Genomic DNA, 18,382 nt, shown 5'->3' on the forward strand with positions numbered 1-18,382 from the left:
ACACGCATTCTGGAGATGTCTTGATGATCAACACCCTTTCACGTCCGGCGATTGCGCTGGCACTCACCTGCCCGCTTCTGTTGGCCCCGCCGGCCCTTGCCTTCGACGCGACCGGAAACGACGTCGCCGATCGCTTCCTGGAGATCGTGGAAGCCGGCAACGCCACGGTGTCCGGCTACGACGGCGTTTCGCAGAGCGGGGCAAGCGTGACCATCAGCGGATTGCGCACCGCCATCGAGGAAGGTTCGGCCAAGTCGCGCCTGACGATTCGCGAGACGACGATTGACGACGGGCAACTGACCGATGACGGCGGCCTGTCGGCCGCGACGCTGACCATGGGCGGCGTCAACATCGAGGACCTCGATGAGGACGAGGACGTAACGGTTACCGCGGAAAGCATCGTGATTTCCGATCCGGTTCTCGCCTCCCCGGCGGAAGTCAAAGCCTCAAACGGCGCCGACGCCATCGCCCCGACCTACTCGCGCGCGGAACTGACCAACATCGTCATCGACGCGGCGGACGAAGGCCGGGTGCCCGTCTCGCGCATCGTCGCCGTCATCGACGAGATGGATGGCAGCCTGCCCACCTCAGGCTCGCTCAGCGTCGAGGGCATCGAGATCGCCGCCGATTCGCTCGACGACGACGAACGCGAGGTCCTGTCGGATCTCGGCTACGAAAGCCTGACGCTGTCATTCCAGATGGATGCCGACTGGAAGCCGGACACGGGCAAACTGGCGATCGATCGGCTGACGCTGTCGGGTGAAAATGCGGGCACAGTGAATGCCGCGCTGCGGATCAGCGGTCTGACCCGCGAGGTTCTGGAACAGCTGGACGCTGCCCAGGACAATCCCGAACAGGCGATGGGTCTGATGCAGGGTCTGCTCGTGGAGAGCGTTACCCTGCGCATCGACAATGATTCCCTCGTTGACCGGGTCTTGGAAAACCAGGCCAAGGAAGCCGGCTCCACCCGGGAGGCTTTTGTCGAGCAGCTCACCGGCGCCCTGCCCTTCATGCTGTCGATGCTGAACAACGCGGAGTTCCAGGCCAAGGTCGCAGGTGCGGCAACCGCGTTCCTGCAGGACCCGCAATCTCTTTCCGCGACAGCCACGCCGGCGGCGCCGGTGCCCTTCGCCCAGATCCTGGGAACCGCGATGATGGCGCCGCAAAGCTTGCCGGACATTCTCGGTGTGACAATCACCGCGAACGAGGACTGAGATAGGCGACGGGAGGGCACTGCCCTCCCGTTTCACTTCTGCCCCTGAGGAACAACGGAATCCGACAATGACATTGCGTCCTGCCACTGCCGCCAGATCCGGCATTGCCGCGCTGGCCATCTTGCTATGCGCGCCCGCAACCTCCGCCCTTGCCAACCCCGCGGTCGAGACTGTCGAGGACTTCTTCGCCTGGGCGCGCGCAACCGGCGCAACGACGGCCGACTACGAAAGCCTGAGTGAAACAGGCCCGGCCGATGCCGTCCTGCGGGGCGCGAAACTGTCGTGGACCTTTGACTTCTCGCTGTTTGGCGAAAACATCGACGTGGACCTGTCCATCGATTCTCCCGAAACCCGTTTTTTCGGCGCCAGCCGAGACGACAACGGCGTCGCATTCGACCGGTTCGAACAGCCCGGCGTTCACGAAATCCGTTTGACCGGATCCATCTCCGAGGACGGAAAACCGCAACCTGTGGACCTGACGGTGCGCCAGTACGATCTGGTCGCGAAAGACATGTATCAGGCCTATTGGACGCTTGAAGACACTCCCGAAAAACCCGTTTCGCGCTTTATTCCGCTGATCCGCTCGGGATTGCGCAACCGCGCGCAGAGCATCTCGGTGCGCGCCCTCGAAGCCGTCAGCCAGATGCCCGACGGTGCGCGTGGGACGGAGCGTCAGGAGAAAATCTCCATGACCGGCCTCGCCAATGGCCGCCTCGAGGAGTACCGGGTCGGCAAGTCACTCTCCGAAAACAGGGTCGAGACGCAGGACGACGGAACCGAGGTGTTCACGCTGCGTCAGGAAATAGGAGAAAGCGTTTCCACCGGCATTGACATCAAGCCCGTCCTTCGCCTGATCGGCGCGCTCGACTCCGACCAGGCCGTTGGACAGACCCTTCTGGCGAGTTCCACTGTCAGCGACATCAGCATCTCCTCCTCGTTTTTCGAGGCCGCGATCCGGGAGTTCGGCGTAAAGGGCGCCAAGGTCGATGCCGATACCCGGCCCTTCGACATCTTCCCGCTTCTGGATCAATTGGTTCTCGGAACCTTCGAGCAAAACCATGACGAAAACGAGAGCCTCGCGCTCGGACGACAGGTTATGACTAGCCTCGAAGGCATTTCCATCGCCTCAATGACCCTGTCGGGCCTTGCCGTCACCGCGGATGAGGTCAACGCATCGCTGGAAAGCGCTTCGGCCAGCGACACATCCTATGGCGGCTTCGGCGATTTCACGATGACGGGACTGTCGCTGCGCGCGGCGGAAGACAACACCGCCATCGATCTGGAGCACTTCCGCATGGCGGATTTCGAGATGCCCCCGCTCGCCTCGTTCTTCGACGCGGTCGTCGTCCGGCAAAACCGTGAACCGAACCTTGTGGAGATGCTGTCGGTTGTGCCCACGCTTGGCGAACTGGAGCTTGAAGACATGTCGGTGGTCTCGGACGAGATCAGTGGCACCGTCGCACTGGAGCGCTTCCGGCTGTCCATGCGCGACTTCATCGCCCCGATTCCGACGGATGTCGAGGTCCGGACCGAAGGCCTGGAAATGCCCGTGGCGCTGATCGAGGAGGAAGAGGCGCGCAAGCTCTTCGAAACGCTCGGCCTGACCTCCTTCCGCTACGAAGACGAAATGCGCCTTCGCTGGGATCCGGACGACAAGACACTGACGCTCGACCCGATGACAATCAGGATCGATGGCGGTGGATCGCTGGATTTCTCCGCGGAAGTGGGCGGCATTCCCCGCAAGGTGTTCGAGGATCCGGCACAGGCGCAAATGGCCCTTGCCACGGCAACAATCAATCACGCCCGTCTCGAGATCCGCGACGCGAAACTGGTTTCGGCCTTCATCGCCGGTCAGGCGAAGGCGGCGGACCTGTCGCCGGAAACCCTGGCCCTTGCATTGGCCGATCAGGGCGCAAGCGCACTCGGTCCACTGCGCGACACGCCGTTCGGAAAAAGCCTGCACGGCGCGATGAAGGCCTTTCTCGTCGCCCCCGACCACCTGATCCTGACGCTCGAGCCGAAGAGCCCGGTGCCGGCGATGCAGATCCTGGGACTGGTCGCAACCACGCCGTCGATGCTGCCCGGGCTGTTGAACGCGGCCGTGGCCGCCAATCCCTGAGGATCTGCGTCACCACGCAGAAGCACCGCATTCTCGCGTCGACATGACAAGGGCCGGTCAGATTGCTGACCGGCCCTTTTGTTTGATGTGCTCTGGAATATCGCGGACGGACGGAAACCGCCGGATGTCTAGTTGCCCTCTGCGGGACCCCGTTCATAGTCCGGCACCGGATCGCTGTCAGTAAACTGAAGATCGCAAAGGCGCTTGTACAGGCCGCCCTTGGCAAACAACGCGGCATGCGTTCCGGCCTCAAGCACCTGCCCCTTGTCCATGACGACGATTTGCGACGCTTCACGCACCGTCGCGAGACGATGCGCGATGACGAGCGTGGTGCGCCCTTTCATCAACTGCGACAGAGCCGTCTGGATCTTGGCCTCGGATTCCGAATCGAGCGCCGATGTCGCTTCGTCCAGAAGCAGAAGCGGTGCGTCGCGCAGGATCGCCCGCGCGATGGCCACACGCTGGCGCTGGCCCCCGGAGAGGCGGTTTCCGCCCTCGCCGACCCGCGTGTCATAGCCTGCCTCGAGCGCCTCGATGAAACTGTCGGCATTGGCCTCGCGCGCGGCCTGGCGGATCTCGTCTTCGCTTGCGCCCGGGCGTCCGATGGCGATGTTCTCGCGAACCGAAAGATCGAACAGGAACGTGTCCTGGGAAACCAGCGCGATCTGCGATCTCAGCGCGGAAACCGACGCGCCTTTCAGGTCCTGACCGTCGATCGTTATCCGTCCCGACGTCGGATCGTAAAACCGCTCAAGCAACGCAAACACCGTCGACTTCCCCGCGCCGGACGGTCCGACAAGCGCGGTCACCTCTCCCGGGCGGGCCTCGAAATCAAGCCCTTCCAGCGCCGGCGCGTCGCCGTAGCGGAAGTGGACATTCTCGAAGCGCACATGCCCGCCGGACAGCTTCAGCTGTTCTCCACCGTCTTCCTCGCTTGTCGCCGGCGGCCGGTCGAGGATCTCGTACATCAGGCGCACGCCGACGACATGGCCGGAAAGATTGACGTTCAGCCGGGCCAGCCGCCGCGCGGGATCGTAGGCAAGCAAGAGTGCGGTGATAAACGCAAAAAAGGCACCCGGGTCGCTGCCGAGCTCGATGACGGCATATCCGCCGTAGAGAATGACCAGCGCGATGGCGATGCCGCCAAGCGTTTCCATCACCGGCGATGTGCGCGCCGACAGGCGCGTCATCTTGTTCGCCTGAGTCTCCACGTCGGCAACGGCGGCGTCCATCTCCCGGCGCAGCCGGTCCTCAACGGCAAAGGCCTTCACGACGCGAATGCCCGAGATCGCCTGCTGCGCGACCGAAAGGATGCGCGTCATCGAAACGAACTGCGTTTTCGCAACCCGTCGCACCCGGCGCACAAGGCCGGAGATCATCAAGATCGCCGGCGGCATGATGACCAGCGCGATCAGGCTCATCAGCGGATCCTGGGCGATCATCACGCCGACGAGCGCGATCACGGTGAGGAGGTCGCGCCCCAGCGCGGTGACGACAAGATCGAGCGCCGCACGCGCGGCGCTCGCATTGTGGGAAAGACGCGTGCCGAGGTCGCCGATGCCGGAACCTTCGAAGAAACCGAGGTCCTGCCGGGTGATCGCGCGAAACAACCGCGACTGGGTGGATGCGACGATGGCATTACCGATCTGGCCGAGGATTACGAGCTGGCCGTAGGCCGCCGCCCCCTTGAGCGTGAAGATCACCAGCACAAAGCCGGCAACCACCCACACCATCCGCCCGTCACGTTCCAGAAACACCTGGTTGATCAGGTCCTTCATGATCCAGGCGCTCGCCGCCGTGCAGGCCGCGACGATGCCCATCATCACGAACGCCAGCGCATAGCGCCAGGCATAGGCGCGCGCGTTTTCCGCGAGCAGCCGGCGCAGCAGGAAGAGCGCTCCGTCCACATCGGAAAACAGCCAGGTGTTGAGCCGTTTCAGCACTTTTGGTCCGATTGCTGCTGCCCGGAACAATCCGCGCGCCACCGTGGCGCGCGGACGGGCTTATTCGCTTTCCGGCAGATTGAGACGGATGTGAAGGTCGCGCAACTGACGCGGGAACACGTCCGAGGGCGCGCCCATCAACAGGTCCTGCGCCTGCTGGTTCATCGGAAACAGCGTGACTTCACGCAGGTTCTTGGCGCCGACCAGCAGCATCACGATCCGGTCGATGCCGGCCGCCATGCCACCGTGCGGGGGCGCGCCATACTGGAACGCCCGGTACATGCCGCCGAAGCGCTCTTCCAGGATCGTCTCGTCGTAGCCGGCGATCTCGAAAGCCCGCTTCATGATTTCCGGCATGTGGTTTCGAATGGCGCCCGACGCGATCTCGAAGCCGTTGCAGACGATGTCGTACTGCCAGGCATTGAGCTCCAGAGGGTCGGTGTTCTCGAGACCGTCGAGACCGCCCTGCGGCATGGAGAAGGGATTGTGCGAGAAATCGACCTTCTTCTCGTCCTCGTCCCATTCGTACATCGGGAAATCGACGATCCAGGCGAGCGCGAAGCGGTCGCGGTCGACGAGATCGAGACCCTCGCCCGCCTTGGTGCGCGCCTTGCCGGCGAAATCGGCGAATTTCTTCGGATCGCCCGCCACGAAGAACGCGGCATCGCCGGCCTCCAGGCCGAGCTGCTCGCGGATCGCTTCCGTGCGCTCCGGACCGATGTTCTTGGCAAGCGGGCCGGCGCCGGCGACCTTCCCGTCTTCCTCGCGCCAGAAGATATAGCCGAGCCCCGGCTGCCCCTCGCCCTGCGCCCAGGAGTTCATCCGGTCGCAGAAGGCCCGGCTGCCGCCGGTCTTCGCCGGGATCGCCCAAACCGCATTCTTGTCGTCTTCCAACATGCGCGCGAAAATCTTGAAACCGGAGCCCGCGAAATGTTCGCTGACATCCTGCATCTCGATGGGGTTGCGCAGGTCCGGCTTGTCGCTGCCATACTTGCGGATCGCCTCGGCGTAGGGAATGCGCGGGAACACCTCGGTGACCGGCTGTCCCTCGGCGAATTCCTCGAAGACGCCCCGGATCACCGGCTCCATGGCCGTGAAGACGTCTTCCTGCTCGACGAAGCTCATCTCGACATCGAGCTGGTAGAATTCGCCCGGCAACCGGTCGGCACGCGGGTCTTCGTCACGGAAACACGGCGCGATCTGGAAATAGCGGTCGAAGCCGGAGACCATCAACAGCTGCTTGAACTGCTGCGGCGCCTGCGGGAGCGCATAGAACTTGCCCGGATGAATGCGCGAGGGCACGAGGAAGTCGCGCGCGCCTTCCGGCGAGGACGCTGTCAGGATCGGCGTCTGAAACTCCGCAAAGCCCTCGCCTTCCATGCGCCGGCGCATCGAGGCGATGATCTTCGAGCGGGTCATGATATTGGCGTGAAGCGTTTCGCGGCGCAGGTCGAGAAACCGGTAAGTCAGGCGGATGTCTTCGGGATACTCGGGTTCGGCGAAGACCGGCAGCGGCAGTTCGCGCGCTGCACCCAGGATTTCCAGATCGCGGATGAAGATCTCGATCGCGCCGGTCGGCAGGCCTTCGTTGGCCGTCTCCTCGGAGCGTCGCTTCACCTCGCCATCAATGCGGATGCACCATTCGGCGCGGACCGTTTCCGCCACCTTGAAGGCCTCGGAATCGGGATCGACCACGCATTGCGTAATGCCGAAGTGATCGCGCAAATCGATGAACAGCAGGCCGCCATGATCGCGCACACGATGGACCCAACCCGACAGGCGCGCGCCTTCACCGACGTTGGTTTCGCGGAGTTCCCCGCACGTGTGGCTGCGATAGCGATGCATTTCGTCCTCGATGGCCCGGCTTTTGGATGGAATCGGTTGCCCCGCCCCCAAAGGAGTCGAGGTGCCCTGACGCGCCGTGCACAAGCCACGCCAGCACGACAAAGTCAAGGTGCGTGCCCGGTCCGGCGACCTTCGCCAAGGCGGCGTCCGGGGGTTCCCAAAGCGGGATTTCCGCCTCCTGGCGTGCAGCCCGCGCAACTCAATTGCATCCATGACGCATTCGCGGCGGTTTCGTGGCGACAAGCGGACACGCTTGCGATATACGTCGCGGTCGCCATGCATATTGTAACCAAGACCTCAGAACTCGCCGACATCTGCCGGCGTCTCGCGCAACACGACTTCGTCACGGTCGACACGGAATTTCTCCGTGAAACGACGTTTTGGCCGAAGCTGTGTGTCATACAACTGGCAAGCCCGGATGAGGCGGTCATCGTCGACGCCCTCTCCGATGAGCTTGACCTCGCACCGTTTTTCGAGCTGATGCGCGACGAGAAGGTGATGAAGGTCTTTCACGCCGCCCGCCAGGACATCGAAATCGTCTATCATCTCGGCGGCTTCATTCCCCATCCCGTGTTCGACACCCAGGTGGCGGCGATGGTCTGCGGTTTCGGCGATTCGATCTCCTACGACCAACTGGTGCACCGGGTCACAGCGGTCAGGATCGACAAATCCTCGCGCTTTACCGACTGGTCGCGGCGCCCGCTGAGCGACAAGCAGCTCGATTATGCGCTTGCCGACGTGACCCACCTGCGCGACGTCTATCTGTTCCTCAAGGCCAATCTGGCCGAACAGGGCCGCACCCATTGGGTCGGCGACGAGATGGAGGTCCTTACCTCCGAAAGCACCTATCGCAGCGAACCCGAAAACGCGTGGAAGCGCCTCAAGCTGCGCGTGCGCAAGCCGATCGAATTCGCCGTGTTGCAGGAGGTTGCCGCGTGGCGCGAACGCGAGGCCCATACCCGCAACGTTCCCCGCAACCGCGTCGTCAAGGACGATGCGATCTACGAAATCGCCGCGCAGCAGCCGGTGAACACGCAGGCGCTCGCCGCACTGCGAACAATCCCGCGCGGCTTCGAGCGCTCGCGCACCGCGGAGGAAATTCTCGGGGCCGTGAAGCGTGCGCTGGCGATTCCCAGGGACGAGTTGCCCCAGGTGCCCAAGGGGCGCATCGCGCCTGACGGGTCGGCAGCGGCCGTCGACCTGCTGAAAGTGCTCTTGAAGCTGATCAGCGAGGCGCAGGGTGTGGCCGCCAAGGTGATCGCGACGGTTGAGGATCTGGAAAAGATCGCCGCCAGCGACGATGCCGACGTGGCCGCGATGAAGGGCTGGCGCCGGGAACTTTTCGGGGAAGCCGCGCTCAAGCTGAAACGCGGTGAAGTCGCCCTCGCCTTCAACGGCAAGCGGATTGTTGCCGTCGACCAGGCCGAGCCGGTCCAGATGGAAAAGCCGAAGCCGTCGCGCAAGCGCAAATCGCGACAAAGGGCTGAAGCGGGAGACTGAGCGCCCGGCCGTTTTCGGCAGCCCAAGGCGCCGCACGCCCGGTCGTCGCGCCAGCCCCGCTTAGACGGAGCCATTCACCAGGACGCGCGCCTTCAGTCCCAACAGACGGGCGAATTGCGTTGCGCGTTTGCGCAGCCTTTCGCCATCGAGCTCCGCATAGGCGGCGGGTAGTCCGACAACCATTTCCCCCTCCACCACCGAAACCTCGACCTGCTGCAGGATGCCGGCAACCGATGCGCTCACCACCGAGGCGAGCCGCAACGCGCCTCCGAGAATGCGCGCACGCTCCTTCAGTCGCGTATGGGCCAGCTCGCGAATCCTCGGGCCAAGCCCATCTTCCACAAGCCCTTGGTGTCGATAGAAGGCGGAGAGTGCGAGATAGGCGCGCCCCGCATGATCGATACCGACGAAACCTGCGTTCGAGATGATGTTGAGGCTCTGCTCGCCGCGATAGTCGGGATGGGCCCGCCAGCCGATGTCGGACAGCAGGCAGCCGGCCGCCCTCAGGCGCCGCTCGTATTCCGTCTCGTCGATCCCGACCGCCGGAAACACCTTGTCCGTCCAGGCCACCAGTTCTTCCGAATAGGCTGGCGAGCGGGCGCGCAGGACGGACAGCTCCCGCGCCGCCTCGATCAACGGGTCCTGGTGTTTCACCTCCTCCGGCAGCAGGTCGTAGAGGAGACCTTCGCGCAGGCCGAGCGCGGACATGACGACGCTTTCGGATTTGGAACGCTTGAGCACCCGCTCCATGACCACCGCGCCAAAGGGCAGCAACTGGCGCCGGGCGCGCGACACCACGTCGATCATGCTCAGGCTTTCCGGATCGCGGCGCGCCACCAGCTGACAGAACTCGATGGCCTCCTCCGCAGGAATGCAATAGTCGTGCATCACATGCAGCGGATAACCGTTCTGGAAGAGATGCAACCTGGCCAGCGACCGCCATGTGCCCCCCACCGCATAGAAGGGCTTTCCCGCGCCGATCGGCAGCCAGTCGACGCCGTCAAGCGCCTGCTCCGCGATCTTCTGGGCCTTGGCGGTCTTTCCGTCGGCCTCTTCCTGCAGCCGGATGCCGCCAAGCGGCAAGGTCTGGCCACGACCGATTTCCTCGTTGTTCAACTCGACCAGTTCAAGGCTGCCACCGCCGAGATCTCCGACGATCCCGTCGGGGCGCCACATCCCGGAGACGATCCCGAGCGCGGCCAGGCGCGCCTCGTCTCGCCCGGACAGCAAGCGCACATCGGTGCGGCAAATCCGTTCGACCGTGTCGATGAACGCCGCGCCGTTTTCCGCATCCCGCGTGGCGGCGGTGGCCATGATGAACACATCGATGACACCGATCTGGTCGCACAGCCGGCGAAAGCGCGCGAGCGCCCGCACGGCGATATCGACCGACTTGTCGGCGAGCCGCCCAGTGGCCCCGACCCCGCGCCCGAGGCCTGCAAGCACTTTTTCATTGAACAGCACGGTGGGCGTGCGGGCGTGGCGCTCGTAGACGACCAGACGGATCGAGTTCGAGCCGATGTCGATAACGGCAACCGGCCCGCTGCCGTTCAGCCGGCCGCGGACGATCTGCGTATGCGACGCATCAGCCACGCGCCTTCGGCTCCGCGAACGACTTCGGGCTGTGACTGCGCAGCGACTTGCCGCGTCCTGAAAGCGATGGATTTGTCATGAAGTACTGGTGCGCATTGAAGCGCTTTTCCCCTCGCGACAGCCGCACGCGTTCATGTCCCCCGTCGGCAAGAAGCCGCCAGCTTTGCTGATTGTCCTTCAAGTTGGCGACCATGATCTGATCGAGCACCTGTTCGTGGACGGTCGGGGACAACAGCGGGGCGAGCGTTTCGACGCGCCGGTCGATGTTGCGCGGCATGAGATCCGCCGAGCCGATATAGATCATCGCCTGCGGCGAGGGAAGCCCGTGCCCGTTGCCGAAGCAGAAAATTCGGCTGTGTTCCAGAAAACGTCCGACAATCGACTTGGCGCGGATGTTTTCCGAAAGTCCGGGAATGCCGGGACGCAGGCAGCAGATGCCCCGGATGACCAGATCGATCTGCACACCGGCCTGGCTGGCCTCATACAGCGCATCGATAATGCCGGGATCGACGAGCGAATTCATCTTCATCCAGATTTGAGCCGGCCGCCCCGCCTTCGCGTGTTCCGCTTCCGCCGCGATCATTTCCGTCATTTCGCGGCGCAGGGTCACTGGCGAAACCATCATGTGTTGCAGCTCCACCGGCTCGGCATAGCCGGTGATGTAGTTGAAGATCTTCGCCGCCTCGCGCCCGATTTCGGGGTCGGCGGTGAAATACGACAGATCCGTGTAGATCCGCGCGGTGATCGGATGGTAGTTGCCCGTCCCGATATGGCAGTAGGTGCGCAACTCGCCATGCTCGCGCCGCACCACCATCGACAGCTTGGCGTGCGTCTTGAGCTCCAGGAAACCGAAGACCACTTGCACGCCGGCGCGTTCCAGATCCCGCGCCCAGCGAATGTTGGCCTCCTCATCAAACCGCGCCTTCAGTTCCACCAGCGCCGTGACAGACTTGCCGGCTTCGGCGGCCTCGGCGAGCGCCTTGACGATCGGGGAATTGTTGGAGGTGCGGTAGAGCGTCTGCTTGATCGCGACCACATCCGGGTCCTGTGCGGCCTGCCGCAGGTACTGAACCACGACGTCGAAGGACTCATACGGGTGGTGGACGATGATGTCCTTTTGCTGGATCGCGGCGAAACAGTCGCCGCCATGTTCGCGAATTCGTTCGGGAAACCGTGGCGTGAACGGCTCGAACTTGAGGTCGTCGCGGTCGATTGAAACGAGCTGCGAGAGGTTGTTCAGCGCCAGCAGGCCATCGACCCGGAAATTCTGCTCCGGCTCGACGTCCAGCGCCTCGGCGACAAACTCGCTCAGCGAGGCAGGCGTCGTGTCCTCGATCTCGAGGCGAATCACCGATCCACGCCGGCGGCGCTTCAGCGCGCTCTCGAAGAGACGCACGAGATCCTCCGCCTCCTCCTCGATCTCCAGATCGGAATCGCGAACGACCCGGAAGGCGCCCTTGCCGCGGATTTCGTAGCCGGGAAAGAGGCGGGTGATGAACAGCCCGACCGCATTCTCAATGGTGATGAAGCGCGCACCGGGCTCCGCCTCGCTTTCCGGAAGCCGCACGAAGCGCTCCACCTGGGAGGGGATGCGCAAAAGCGCGGTCATACCGCGCCCGCCCTTCTCCGGCGCGAGTTCGAGCGCCAGCGAAAAACCGAGATTGGCGATGAAGGGAAAGGGATGCGCCGGGTCGATCGCCAGCGGGGTCAGCACGGGAAAGATATGGGCGAGGAAATGCTCCTCGAGCCAGACCATGTCGGAGGCGGACAGATCCGCGCCCTCCACAATCGCCACGCCTTCCCCTGCCAGCAGCTTGCGCATTTCGCGCCACACGTCCTGCTGTTCGGCCTGCAGGTCAAGCCCGGCGGTTGCCACCCGCTCAAGCTGTTCCGCCGGCGTCAGCCCGTCGAGGGAGCGTGTCGTGACCCCCTCGCGCATCTGGGCGCTCAACCCTGCAACCCGGACCATGAAGAACTCGTCGAGATTGTTGGCTGAGATCGACAGGAACCGCAGCCGCTCAAGCAGCGGATGGGAGGGATTCTCCGCCTCTTCCAGAACCCGGCGGTTGAACTGCAGCCAGGACAGTTCGCGATTGATGAACCGGCTCGGATGTCCCGCGAGCGCCTCGGCGGCGTCCGACGCGCGCGCATCAGTGCCGGCGGAGGTGGCGGCCGTCTTGCTGTCCGCTGCCGGTGGTGTCGCGCTGCTGTCGTTCATTGCTCTCTCCTGTTGCGCGGCGGCGCCGCTAACCGACAGCGCCCGCCTCACCCCATATCTATCCGATCAGTTTGACGGTTTTGCATCGCCTGGCAAAGCTTTCTGCGCACCCGCTTGCGGCGGCGGCGTTCATTGCCCCGCGGCAAGTATCCGGGCGGCGAGCGGGCGCGTTATCTTGCGTCCGGCGGCAAGCGATGCCCGGTCCAGCGCATCCACCAGCGCCTGCGCGGCCGCCACCGAGCGTTCCATGCGCACCACGAGATAATCAACGACTGCCGGGTCGATGTCGATCTGGCGATCGGAGAACAGCTTGACGAGAACCTGCCGCAGCAAACCGTCATCGGGCTCCAGGATTTCGACCGGGGTGGCCGCCCGCAGGCGCGAGGCGAGATCGGGAAGCTTCAGCCCCCAGCTCACCGGCCAGGTGCGCGAGGTGATCAGCACCGTTGCGCCGCGATCCCTTGCAAGGTTGAGCAGGTGAAAAAGCGCCGTCTCGTCGACGCCGCGATGCGCATCTTCCACGACAACCGCGCCCGGCGCCACCAGCGCCTCCATGTCGGCTTCTCCCAGATGCGGCGCCGCGACATACGCGCCGCCGGTTTCGGCAAGCCAGATCTGAGCCAGGTGGCTCTTGCCCGACCCCACCGGCCCGGCGAGCAGCGTGACCGGCGCCGGCCACGCGGGCCAGGCATCGATCAGCCCGAAGGCCGCCTCGTTCGACGCCCCGATGAGGAAATCGTCGCGGCCCTGGGCCGCCTGATGCGGAAGCACCAGCGGCAGTTGGCTGTCGGCCTGTTGGCTCCGGTCAGACATTTTCACCGTCCGCCCCCGCGCCGCCCGGACCGGAATAGAGCGTGCTTGCCATGTACTGGGACAGCGCGAAACGCGCCAGCACCCCGATCATGGCCGCCGCGGGCACCGCGATCAGCATGCCGACGAAGCCGAAGAGATAACCGAATGCGAACAGGGCGAACATCAGCCAGACCGGATGCAGCCCCACGGTCTTGCCGACAAGCTTCGGCTGCAGGACGTTTCCTTCCAGGAACTGGCCGACCGCGAAAACAACCAGCACCGCGCCAATCATGACCCAGTCCGGCCAGAACTGCACCAGCGCCACCCCCAGCGACACCGCCAGCCCGAGCGTCGCGCCGACATAGGGAATGAAACTGACGAGCCCGGCGCCGATGCCGATCAAGAGGCCGAAATTCAGTCCGACCGCCGCCAGGCCGATGGCATAGAAGGTCCCAAGCAAAAAGCAGACGCTGAGTTGGCCGCGCAGGAAACCGGCGACCGCCGCGTCCATTTCCCCGGCCAACCGCTCGATTGTGTGGCGATGCTGGCGCGGCAGCCAGCCGTCGACCCGCTCGACCATGTGGTCCCAGTCAAGCAGCAGGTAGAAGGCAACGACGGGTGTGACCACGAAGAGCGACAACACCGACAGCAGCGCCTGACCGCCGTTCCACAGGGATTTGGCGACGCTCGCGATCCATCCCGCTCCCTCGCCGAGCAACCCGCCAACGCTCGACTTCATTTCCGCGCTGCCGATGCCCAGAACGTCGAAGGCCCGTTGCCCGAGATTTTCCGTCACCAGTGTCTGCAGGGCCCCGACAAGTTTCGGTAGCTCGGACAGGAATTCGGAAAGCTGGTTGCCGAGAACCGGCAGCAAGAGCAGCAGGATGAGCAGGAAGGCGATGACGAAGACTGCCAGGATCGTGATGGTCGCGGCCAGCCGGTGCAGGCCCAGGCGCTCGAGCCAGTCGGCGACCGGATCGAGCAGATAGGCAAGCGCCATGCCCGCGACAAACGGCAGCAGGATCGGGCTGAACACATAGATGAAGGCGGAAAACACGGCGAATGAGCCGAGCCAGAAATAGATTTGCCGCTTCAAGGTCACGATGCTGCGTCCCGTCTTCGCCGGTTGGTGGAGCGATGCGTCACGAAGTCTTTGGTGCGTCCGGATGTCTTTCAAGAGTCATCACGGCACGCGATCCGCCGCCGCCATGTGCCGGATCCACGCCCGCAGATAGGCAGCCGCCGACAGCAACGTCAAGATGGCGGTGGCGAGGACCATGCCGTTTTCCATCCAGGCAATGCGGACCCCGAAGGCCGCTTTCCCCAGGATCGTCGCCGCCGTCACGATCTGGGCAACGGTGGTCGCCTTGCTAATGAGGAACGGCCGGATTTCCACCGGACGGTCCATGATCCACGACAGATTGACCGCACCGACGATCAGCAGGTCGCGGGCCGTGACCGCAACGACGAGCCAGACCGGCAGCATTCCGGCAAACAGGAGCGAGAGATAGACCGCAACCAGCAATGCCTTGTCGGCGATGGGATCGAGATAGGCTCCCAACTCGCTTTGCATGTCGAAGCGCCGGGCGATGTAGCCGTCTATTCCGTCCGAGACCCCGCACAGCACGAACAGCCAGAACGCGGTCGCGAAATGCCCGTCGGCGATCAGCCAGACGACAACCGGGACGCCGAGCAGACGCGCGATCGTGATCAGATTGGGCAGGGTCACGGGCGGTCCTCAACCAACCTTGTGAACAGGTTCCCGGGTTTTGCTTGCATTCGCGACTTTCTGTGTTTGTATGCGCGCCCTGATCAGGCTTTCGGAGACACGACCATGAGCGAGGCAAATCCCCCGCGCGGCAACGGTTTGAGCTACGCCGATGCTGGTGTGGATATCGACGCGGGCAACGCCCTCGTCAAGCGGATCAAGCCTCTTGTGAAGGCGACGGCCCGCCCCGGCGCCGACGGGGAGATCGGAGGCTTCGGCGGCGTGTTCGATTTGAAGGCGGCCGGCTTCACCGATCCGGTGCTCGTCGCCGCCAACGACGGCGTCGGCACCAAGCTCAAGATCGCCATCGACAGCGCTCAACACGACACGGTCGGGATCGACCTCGTGGCGATGTGCGTCAACGACCTCGTGGTCCAGGGCGCGGAGCCGCTGTTCTTCCTCGACTATTACGCCTGCGGCGCGCTCGACATCGAGACCGCAGCGGCCGTGGTCGCCGGCATCGCGGAAGGCTGCCGCCGCGCCGGCTGCGCACTGATCGGCGGCGAGACCGCCGAAATGCCCGGCATGTACGGCGACAAGGACTACGATCTCGCCGGATTTGCGGTGGGGGCTGCAGAGCGCGGCAACCTCCTGCCGCGCGGCGATGCAGTCGCGGGCGACGTTCTGCTGGCACTCGGCTCCGCCGGCGTTCACTCAAACGGCTATTCGCTGGTGCGCAAGATCGTCGAGCGCTCCGGTCTCGACTGGAATGCGGATGCGCCCTTCGCCCCCGGCACGAGCCTCGGCGCAGCGCTGATGACGCCCACGCGCATCTATGTGAAGCCGCTGCTTGCCGCGCTGAAGGCCGGTCCAGGCATCAAGGCACTCGCCCATATCACCGGCGGCGGCCTGCCGGAAAACCTGCCCCGCGTGTTGCCCGATACGCTCGCCGCGCGGATCGATCTCAACGCCCTCTGCGTGCCGCCCGTCTTCGGCTGGCTCGCGTCGACCGGCGGAGTCGCCCAGTCGGAAATGCTGCGCACCTTCAACTGCGGTGTCGGAATGGTGGTCGCCGTTTCGGCTGAACAAGCCGACGAGGTTGCAAAGGTTCTCGCGGCCGAAGGCGAGAGCGTCAGCCGCATCGGGACGCTCGAGCCGCGCGCTGCCGACGGCGAGGTCGTGATCTTCGACGGGGCACTGGCGCTTTGACCAGCACATCCACGCGCCGTCGGACAGCCATTCTGGTCTCCGGGCGCGGCTCCAACATGACCGCTCTCCTCGCCGCCGCCGCCGATCCCGCCTGTCCGGCACGGATCGATGCGGTGGTTGCCAATGTGCCCGGCGCCCCGGCCCTCGACAAGGCTGCCGAGGCGGGCGTGGAGGCGCTGACAGTCGATCACCGCGGCCTCGGCGGTCGAAAGGCATTCGAGGAACGACTGGACGCCGAACTGCGTGCCCGCGAGATCGAGCTTGTCTGCCTCGCCGGCTTCATGCGGATCCTGACGCCCTGGTTCGTCGACCGCTGGAGCGACCGGTTGATCAACATTCATCCGGCCCTGCTACCGGCCTTCAAGGGTCTCGACACCCACGCCCGCGCCCTTGCCGAAGGCTGCAAGATCCACGGAGCCACAGTGCATTTCGTGCGCTCCGAGATGGACACCGGCCCTGTAATTGCTCAGGGCGCCGTCGCTGTCCTCGACGACGACACGCCGGAAACGCTCGGTGCCCGGGTGCTTGAGGTCGAGCATGCGATCTATCCGCAGGCGTTGCGGCTTGTCGCCTCCGGCGCCTATGAGATCGACGGCATGCGCGTGCGCGCCACCGGGGGCGACCCTGCCATGCCCGCCCCGCTGATCGTGCCGGACAGCTGAGACGCGCGCTATTCTGCCGCCTGCACCGCGGTTTCCGCATTTTCCACCGGTGGGCAATCCGGCTCCGCCATGAGCGCAGTCTGCCACTCGGCGTAAAGCCGCTTCCTCCCGCGCGGGGGACGTGCCTCAAGCACCGTCATTTCCAGCATGCGGTCGGTCCGGAAATTGCGGAAATCGTTTCTCAGCTCGCACCAGGCCGCCAGCACGCGGGCGCGTTCGAAAAACGCCAGAACGATCGGCCAAATCACACGCCGCTCCGCCTCGCGCCCGGGCACCTGGTACAGGATCTCGACCTTGTATCCCGACCGCAGGGCCTCGCGCAGGCGCACCAGCTCGATCCGGTCGGCAGGCAGCGCGCCCGGCGGCGGCGCATAGAGCGGCGCATCGAGAAAACCGTCCCGCAACCCGCCGGGCAGCACGCAGGCAATCTTGGCAACCGCATCGCGCGCCGCGCGCACGATCGCCGCGTCGCCCCGCGCCTCGGCCATGCGCAGGCCGAGCATCACGATTTCCAGTTCCTCCGCGGTGAACATCAGCGGCGGTACGTCGTAGCCGTCCTCAAGCACATAGCCGACCCCGGCCTCGCCGCGCACCGGCACGCCGGAGGCCTGCAGCGAAACGATGTCGCGATAGACCGTGCGCAGCGACACCTCCAGTTCGCGGGCGATGGCACCGCCACTGACAGGCCCGCGCGCCCGCCGCATCACCTGAATGATCTGCAGCAATCTGTCGGCCCTGCGCATTGTAGCCCCCTATGCGTGGAATGCTGACAGTATGCTGTCAGCAACCGGTTGCTACAAGCACCGACGACAGATCAACAAAAGGTGCTTCCAATGCTGGTTCTCCTCGACTTCCCGGTTCGCGCGGAAATTCGCAGCCTCTCCCCCTTCGTCTACAAGGTCGAGGCGCTGCTCGCGCTGTCTGGCTGCGACTACCGCAAGGAGGACGTGCTCGATGTCGCCGTTCTTCCGCACGGCAAGGTCCCGGTGCTTCGCGACGGCGACAGGATCATTCCCGACAGCACGCTGATCCAGCGTCATCTGGAAGAGCATCACGGTCTGAGCATAGACGCCGGCCTGACCGAGCTTGAACGGTCGATGGCCGAGGCGTTTCGCCAGATGGCGGAGGAGCATTTGCGCTGGGCGATGATCCACGCCCGCTGGATCGATCCCGCCGGGGAACCGGAGATCATCGAAATGATCTTCGGCACGCTGCCCGAAGCGATCCGCCGCGACGCCTTCCTACAAGTGCGCGAGGCCCTGCGCCAATCGCTTTACATGCAAGGGATCGGGCGACATGCGCCGGAAGATATCTACGCCTTCGGCTGCAGGGACCTCGACGCCATTGCAACCTTTCTAGACGACAAGCCCTTCTTCATGGGCGACCGCCCGACAAGCGTCGACGCGTTTCTCGCCGGACTGCTCCTCAACATGCTGTCGAGCCGCATCGACACGCCCCTGACGCATCATGCAAGGGCAATCCCTGCCTTTGCGGACTACGTCGTGCGCTTCGAGCGCGAGGTGTTCGGACCGCGCGCGATGCTTCCCGCACATCTGGCGGAGGCTGCGGCCGCCTGAGG

The 18,382-nt window shown here is 64.5% G+C and carries 14 protein-coding genes; 6 read left to right on the forward strand and 8 right to left on the reverse strand.

Going from position 1 to position 18,382, the window contains the following annotated elements; all coding sequences use genetic code 11:
- The first annotated feature begins 23 nt into the window (after positions 1-23).
- Positions 24-1,214 carry a hypothetical protein gene (locus G572_RS0102890; RefSeq protein ID WP_029057212.1) on the forward strand — a complete coding sequence of 397 codons (1,191 nt, stop codon included), beginning with the start codon at positions 24-26 and terminating at the stop codon, positions 1,212-1,214.
- 67 nt (positions 1,215-1,281) lie between these two features.
- Positions 1,282-3,333, forward strand: a complete 2,052-nt coding sequence (locus G572_RS0102895) for a hypothetical protein (protein ID WP_029057213.1) — start codon at positions 1,282-1,284, stop codon at positions 3,331-3,333.
- Between the two features lie 128 nt (positions 3,334-3,461).
- Here G572_RS0102895 and G572_RS22170 read toward each other — a convergent pair whose 3' ends face one another.
- Both G572_RS22170 and aspS read right to left on the reverse strand, forming a co-directional pair.
- Positions 3,462-5,276 carry an ABC transporter ATP-binding protein gene (locus G572_RS22170; RefSeq protein ID WP_051241500.1) on the reverse strand — a complete coding sequence of 605 codons (1,815 nt, stop codon included), beginning with the start codon at positions 5,274-5,276 and terminating at the stop codon, positions 3,462-3,464.
- A gap of 60 nt (positions 5,277-5,336) precedes the next feature.
- Positions 5,337-7,121, reverse strand: a complete 1,785-nt coding sequence (gene aspS, locus G572_RS0102905) for an aspartate--tRNA ligase (protein WP_029057214.1) — start codon at positions 7,119-7,121, stop codon at positions 5,337-5,339.
- 276 nt (positions 7,122-7,397) lie between these two features.
- Between aspS and rnd the strand changes: the two genes are divergently transcribed.
- Complete coding sequence (gene rnd / locus G572_RS0102910; protein ID WP_029057215.1) at positions 7,398-8,621, forward strand: ribonuclease D; 1,224 nt, start codon at positions 7,398-7,400, stop codon at positions 8,619-8,621.
- A gap of 60 nt (positions 8,622-8,681) precedes the next feature.
- On the opposite strand, the gene G572_RS0102915 is transcribed toward rnd, so the two are convergent.
- The 5 genes from G572_RS0102915 to G572_RS0102935 all read right to left on the reverse strand — a co-directional run bounded on the left by G572_RS0102915 (position 8,682) and on the right by G572_RS0102935 (position 14,953).
- On the reverse strand, positions 8,682-10,214 hold the full coding sequence (locus G572_RS0102915) for a Ppx/GppA phosphatase family protein (protein WP_037545165.1): 1,533 nt from the start codon (positions 10,212-10,214) through the stop codon (positions 8,682-8,684).
- Positions 10,207-12,432, reverse strand: a complete 2,226-nt coding sequence (locus tag G572_RS0102920) for an RNA degradosome polyphosphate kinase (protein WP_029057217.1) — start codon at positions 12,430-12,432, stop codon at positions 10,207-10,209. Before G572_RS0102920 ends, G572_RS0102915 begins: the two co-directional genes overlap by 8 nt.
- A 129-nt stretch (positions 12,433-12,561) precedes the next feature.
- Positions 12,562-13,245 carry an HdaA/DnaA family protein gene (locus G572_RS26620; protein ID WP_029057218.1) on the reverse strand — a complete coding sequence of 228 codons (684 nt, stop codon included), beginning with the start codon at positions 13,243-13,245 and terminating at the stop codon, positions 12,562-12,564.
- Positions 13,238-14,326, reverse strand: a complete 1,089-nt coding sequence (locus tag G572_RS26625) for an AI-2E family transporter (RefSeq protein WP_029057219.1) — start codon at positions 14,324-14,326, stop codon at positions 13,238-13,240. The genes G572_RS26620 and G572_RS26625 overlap by 8 nt, the downstream gene beginning before the upstream one ends.
- Positions 14,327-14,407: 81 nt before the next feature.
- Positions 14,408-14,953 (reverse strand): CDP-alcohol phosphatidyltransferase family protein, encoded by a 546-nt coding sequence (locus tag G572_RS0102935; protein WP_029057220.1) that lies wholly within the window; start codon positions 14,951-14,953, stop codon positions 14,408-14,410.
- Positions 14,954-15,058: 105 nt separating this feature from the next.
- On the opposite strand from G572_RS0102935, the gene purM reads away from it, so the two are divergent.
- Entirely contained in the window at positions 15,059-16,141 is a 1,083-nt protein-coding gene (gene purM, locus G572_RS0102940; RefSeq protein ID WP_029057221.1) for a phosphoribosylformylglycinamidine cyclo-ligase, read from the forward strand.
- A complete protein-coding gene (gene purN, locus G572_RS0102945) occupies positions 16,138-16,803 on the forward strand; it encodes a phosphoribosylglycinamide formyltransferase (protein WP_029057222.1) in 666 nt (221 codons plus the stop codon). Before purM ends, purN begins: the two co-directional genes overlap by 4 nt.
- 8 nt (positions 16,804-16,811) lie before the next feature.
- On the opposite strand, the gene G572_RS22175 is transcribed toward purN, so the two are convergent.
- Positions 16,812-17,546: a helix-turn-helix transcriptional regulator gene (locus G572_RS22175; protein WP_084649840.1), complete on the reverse strand. Its 735-nt coding sequence runs from the start codon at positions 17,544-17,546 to the stop codon at positions 16,812-16,814.
- A 90-nt stretch (positions 17,547-17,636) separates the two neighbouring features.
- Between G572_RS22175 and G572_RS22180 the strand changes: the two genes are divergently transcribed.
- Positions 17,637-18,380 carry a glutathione S-transferase family protein gene (locus tag G572_RS22180; protein WP_051241504.1) on the forward strand — a complete coding sequence of 248 codons (744 nt, stop codon included), beginning with the start codon at positions 17,637-17,639 and terminating at the stop codon, positions 18,378-18,380.
- The last annotated feature ends 2 nt before the right edge of the window (positions 18,381-18,382 follow it).

It is taken from the genome of Stappia stellulata DSM 5886, from assembly GCF_000423705.1.
GTDB classification, from domain to species: domain Bacteria; phylum Pseudomonadota; class Alphaproteobacteria; order Rhizobiales; family Stappiaceae; genus Stappia; species Stappia stellulata.